We start from the raw sequence: 5,005 nt of genomic DNA on the forward strand, positions 1-5,005 counted from the left end.
ACGGAAGACTTCGCGATAGTAATCATCGACTTCTGTGAATCTCACTAAAAAGATGTCCGATTTCGCTGAAAAGTGTTGATAAAATGACCCTTTTGATGTGCCACTTTTTTTCACGATTTCGTCAACGGTAACTTTATCATAACCTTTTTCGCTAAATAGCTTTAAAGATATATTTAAAATTTTTTCACGAGTCTTTTCTCCCCTAAGCTGTTTCTTTCTGGGTTCAATCATAAAAAACCTCCAAATGTTAATTGACAGAATATTCCTATGTAGTTTAATATCAGACTACAGTCTAGTTAAAGGATTGGTGTTCTATTTAATCTAACGTAGATCATGAATAATCACAACGCTTTCTTAATTGCATTTTTTACACATTTAGAAGGCGTTTACAAAATTCAAGATAAGTATGGGGGAGGTTCATTCAGTTTAAATAGGAGGTTTTTCAAAGTAGAAGAATTAGGTGAAAAGGTTCGTTAGATTTTTCTGAAGATTCCTATACAATCGATTACTGTCATGTAGAAAGGCTTATTCCTCTTTAGCCCTGAGTATATGGATTGTATTTATAATATTGTTGGATTCAGTMTATGTAAATGGAGGGAGGTGGTATCAGGACAAATTGATAGTCCTAGGAATGAACCAGAGAGTCGGGAAGCACGAAAAGAGATGTGCAGTCAACGGATTATTTTTTGGGAAATAGTAGCATGAAAAGGGAGGAAATAATCATGAATCATTCCAGTGGTGAAATAGAGAAAAGAACGATCAGTAAAACGATGAAACGGATTCTTCCATTTATCTTGATCCTTTATATCATTGCTTACTTGGACAGGGTCAATTTAGGCTATGCTGCTTTACAAATGAATGCTGAATTAGCCTTATCCGCTGAAGTTTTTGGATTGCTTTCTGGTATTTTCTTCATAGGCTATTTCTTTTTTGAAGTTCCAAGCAACATGATCATGCATAAAGTGGGAGCTCGGATGTGGATTGCCCGTATAATGATTTCGTGGGGACTCGTGGTAATATTAACAGGTTTTGCACAAACAACGATGCATTTATACATTCTCCGTTTTTTATTAGGTGTCGCCGAAGCGGGTTTTTTTCCTGGTATAATTTTGTATTTAACTTATTGGTTCAGGGCCCGCGAAAGAGGACGGGCAACAGCGGTTTTGCTTTTAGCCTTACCAATTGGCGGATTGATTGGTGCGCCTGTGTCGACGTGGATTCTTGACAATATTTCCTGGTTTGGTATGGCAGGCTGGAGATGGATGTTCATCCTTGAGGGCATTCCGGCCATTATTATTGGAATTGTTGTTGTTTTCTATTTAACTAATAGACCGACTAACGCTAAATGGTTATCTAAGGAAGAAAGTGATTGGTTAGAAGGGGAATTGAGTGCGGAAAGAAAACTAAGCTCGAAAATAAATAAAGTCACTAAGCTTGATATGCTGAAAGATTCGAAAATATGGAAGTTGGCACTTTTCTATTTTGCAGGGTACACATCTATCTATGGATTGTCATTCTGGATGCCAACCATCATAAAATCTTTATCGGAAAATGCAACAACCAATTTAGAAATTGGATGGTTAGCGATGATTCCATCGTTAGTCGGTATACCTGCCGTTATGTTTGTAGGCTGGAATTCAGATCGGACCAATGCACATAAATCACACTTGCTCGTTTGTCTCATGATAGCAGTTATCGGTTTTATTGGATGCGGCTTTTCAGATAGTGTCTTTATGATGGTGCTTATGTTAACGATTACATCTTTCGGGTTATACGGTTTCAGTGGATGTTTCTTTGCATATATGACATTTTTCTTCACTGAATCCACTGCACCAGTTGGAATAGCCCTAGTCAATTCATTTGCGGCTTTAGGTGGTTTTGTAGGACCGATGATTCTCGGAACTGTTGCTTTTACTCAAGGTATGTTTATCTTATCTGGATTACTTGTAATAGGAGTCATCACCCTATTATCATTAAAATTGACAAGTGCTTCAGATGAAAACATCGTAAAAGAAGTTGAAGTCAATATTAATCAATTATAACTGATTTAAATGAAAATTAAATTGTGGGTCTTAAAAGGGATATAAAAAGAAACACCATTGAAAAGTGTAAGATTTTTCTCTGGTGTTTCTTTTTATTTTTTAATATAGTTGTATCGTAAAGAAAGAACAAGCTCTTTTACTGCCCCACCCATTTTTTAGAAAGCGTGAATTGAAAACTTGGAAAGACGGTTAATATACTAAGAATAAGAAACTCATGAACGAACAATGACTCGTATTTAGATAAATGGTAAGTCTTTGTAAGATAGCAGTTATCTTCAGTAGTTGCTCTTAATGTTAGTTCCTTCTGTAAAAACTTTTAATAAATCCGAATGGATGAAGCTGCTCAACAAGACTTGTTCTTAACATTCTGTGTGGAATAGAATTGAAGGAAAGGTGAAAGCTTCTTAGAAAATAATTGTATTATTCATTTTCTTTTAAGGGCGACTTTAATGTATAGGTACGTTTCCTTGATGAAAGTTAAATGCAAGAAGAGATGAGGGAATAATGTGGAAATCCATTTGGTGGCAAAAGATGAGATAGAAGCTCAAGGAATCCGGTGGATAGTGGAGTCTCATCTTACTGGAGTTCGATTAATTCTGTGGAAAACAATTGAGGAATTTGAAGTGGGTATGCAAAATCAGCATCCAGAATTCGTCATTTTGGATATGGATTTATGGACGAGTGAAAGTGAGATGTTGGGTGTGAAGTTAAAGCAACGAGGTATTCGATGGTTAGGAGTTTCATCTGAGCGAATCTTTCAAACTGCATATCGAGCGCTTCGTTTTCGTGCGGAAGATGTTTTATTCCGTCCTTTTTCTTCTGTAGACTTAGTAAAACATATTCAACAATTACGTTATCAATTGAGAAACGGTCAAGGTTATCTCTCAAATAACACAATGGAAGTAGAGAATACGTTGGCCATCGGTTACCCTGATTTCTTTTTGACAGAGCGGAGACATAACAGTAGGTTAACGATGGTCGCATTTTTGACACCTCATCATAACACGCTTCCTTTAGTTTATGATGAATTACAACGTTATTCTTTTACTGGCAATAATCAAATATTTGCGTTATCGGATTTTATTTTATGCGTCCAGGAAACTAAGGAAGTCGATGTATATAAGGAAGAGTATCAAGCGTTTCTTGCTCACTGGAAAGAACGTATGGATGAGCCTCTTGCCATAATAATCAAAGTAGCAACTTCAGATGATTCGTTAAAAAATACATACCAGCAAACTCGTGAATTGACGAGGCGAATTTTTTTCGAAGGTTATGATATTATTTTAGCAGAAAGTCAACAAATGTCCTCTCAAGAGATGGATCCATTTCTCACTCCTCTGGAACAACGGCAATGGATTGAAATGCTTGAAAGACGAGATACGAAAGCGATTAGGAATTGGGTCGAGCATGAATTTCTGACTTTTCAGCAACCATACCCTGATCCTGAAATAGTTCGCATTCGCCTTACAAGTGTTCTTGCGCAGATCAGGAGGCATATGAAATCATACAACCTCCAAAACTCATCTTTAGAAGCAATCTATCATGAAGTTTTTCAGCAAATAGTACATAAACCAGTTATTTATCAAATTGTTAAAGAGCTGCTTATGTTTACCACCCGTTTGCTTCTTCAGGATCATGAGCAATTACAAAATGGGGCGCGCACACTTGTCGAAAAAGCAAGGGAGTTGATAGAGTCTAACTATTGGGATGCCCAATGGAGTTTATCAACATGCGCTGATGCGCTTCGTATTAATAAAAGCACTCTAAGCCGTCGTTTTGCAGCCGAGTCCGGTCAGTCTTTTCGTAATACCCTGCATCAAGTTCGAATTAGAGAGGCTAAACGTCTATTAAAGGAATCGGATTTATCATTGGAAGAAATTGCACAATTAACGGGTTATTCACATCAAACATATTTTAATGCAAAATTCAAACTGCTTGAAGCATGTACACCATCTGCTTATCGGTCTGGATTATGAAAAAAGGCGATTCAGCTAATACTGAATCGTTTTTTTATTGGGCTACAAATGAAAAAAATGAAATTGTTTATAAAAATATAAAACAAATAAAAAAATATGAAAACCATTCATAAAAATATCATCAAATTATAATAAATTATTTGAATTTTTAGTTTAAAATGAAAATATAACACATCAAGGAGGTAGTAAAAAATGAATGCTAATACAAAAAACAAGGTTATACGATATGAAGGTACAGATTTGAATACAAAAGGGTGGCAACAAGAGGCCGTTCTTCGAATGTTGATGAATAATTTAGATCCAGAAGTAGCTGAACGCCCAGAAGATCTTGTGGTATACGGTGGAATTGGAAAAGCAGCTCGTAACTGGGAGTGCTTTGATGCAATTGTCAAATCACTGAAAGAACTGGAAGACAATGAAACTTTACTTGTTCAATCTGGAAAACCGGTGGCTATTTTTAAAACTCATACAGATGCACCACGTGTACTTATTGCAAATTCGAACATTGTCCCGGCTTATGCAAATTGGGAAACATTCCATGAACTCGATAAAAAAGGGTTGATGATGTATGGACAAATGACAGCTGGCAGCTGGATATATATCGGTTCTCAAGGAATTGTACAAGGAACTTACGAAACATTCGCGGAGCTAGCGAAGCAGCATTTCAATAATACCTTAAGAGGCACTATCACAGTAACAGCGGGTCTTGGCGGTATGGGTGGGGCACAGCCGCTAGCCGTAACAATGAACGGCGGTGTCTGTATCGGAATTGATGTAGATGAGACAAGAATTGACCGGAGAATTGAAACTCGTTACACGGATGTGAAAACGGATTCATTAGAAGAGGCCATCCGTTTAGCCATAGAAGCAAAACAAGCAGGAAAAGCTTTATCCATTGGTCTGATTGGGAATGCTTCTGACATTCTTCCTGAAATGATTGCGAGAAACTTTATCCCGGACGTGTTAACCGATCAAACATCTGCACAT

The 5,005-nt window shown here is 37.0% G+C and carries 4 protein-coding genes; 3 read left to right on the top strand and 1 reads right to left on the bottom strand.

Going from position 1 to position 5,005, the window contains the following annotated elements; all coding sequences use genetic code 11:
- A partial coding sequence (locus AC1DUW_RS20840; RefSeq protein ID WP_477643349.1) for a TetR/AcrR family transcriptional regulator occupies positions 1-231 on the bottom strand: 231 nt, incomplete at its 3' end.
- A gap of 491 nt (positions 232-722) precedes the next feature.
- Between AC1DUW_RS20840 and AC1DUW_RS20845 the strand changes: the two genes are divergently transcribed.
- The 3 genes from AC1DUW_RS20845 to hutU all read left to right on the top strand — a co-directional run.
- On the top strand, positions 723-2,042 hold the full coding sequence (locus AC1DUW_RS20845; protein ID WP_053345797.1) for an MFS transporter: 1,320 nt from the start codon (positions 723-725) through the stop codon (positions 2,040-2,042).
- A gap of 506 nt (positions 2,043-2,548) precedes the next feature.
- Positions 2,549-4,018: a response regulator transcription factor gene (locus AC1DUW_RS20850; protein WP_053345798.1), complete on the top strand. Its 1,470-nt coding sequence runs from the start codon at positions 2,549-2,551 to the stop codon at positions 4,016-4,018.
- A 192-nt stretch (positions 4,019-4,210) separates the two neighbouring features.
- On the top strand, positions 4,211-5,005 hold a 795-nt coding region (gene hutU, locus AC1DUW_RS20855; RefSeq protein WP_477643350.1), incomplete at its 3' end, for a urocanate hydratase.

It is taken from the genome of Peribacillus sp. P4_C12 (assembly GCF_056402095.1).

Excerpts from the sequence above, each read along its gene's own strand:
- AC1DUW_RS20845 (WP_053345797.1), top strand. The coding sequence starts at position 723 with ATGAATCATTCCAGTGGTGAAATAGAGAAAAGAACGATCAGTAAAACG.